Source organism: Vibrio bivalvicida, assembly GCF_001399455.2.
Lineage (GTDB): Bacteria > Pseudomonadota > Gammaproteobacteria > Enterobacterales > Vibrionaceae > Vibrio > Vibrio bivalvicida.
In genome coordinates this window covers 1-294 of the sequence record NZ_LLEI02000003.1, presented here as the reverse complement: position 1 = coordinate 294, position 294 = coordinate 1, and the positions used below count along the sequence as shown (strand labels likewise).

Here is a 294-nt window from a genome sequence, read left to right as displayed (position 1 = left end):
CCCCTGTTACCGCCGTGAAAGGGCGGTGTCCTAGGCCTCTAGACGAACGGGACACGAAATTTCCATAGGGAAATTGGTGGAGCTAATCGGGATCGAACCGATGACCTCTTCGCTGCCAGCGAAGCGCTCTCCCAGCTGAGCTATAGCCCCTTCAAAGCTCTAATAAAGACATATCAATCTGTGTGGACACTCATCGTGACGCATTTGTCTTCACTTTTAAAAAGTGAAAGCAAACTGTCCATCGTATAAGGAGGTGATCCAGCCCCAGGTTCCCCTAGGGCTACCTTGTTACGA

At 50.7% G+C, this 294-nt stretch carries 1 tRNA gene; it reads right to left on the bottom strand.

What is annotated here, in order from left to right:
- Positions 1-74: 74 nt before the first annotated feature.
- Positions 75-150, bottom strand: a tRNA-Ala gene (locus tag APB76_RS00030).
- Between the last annotated feature and the right edge of the window lie 144 nt (positions 151-294).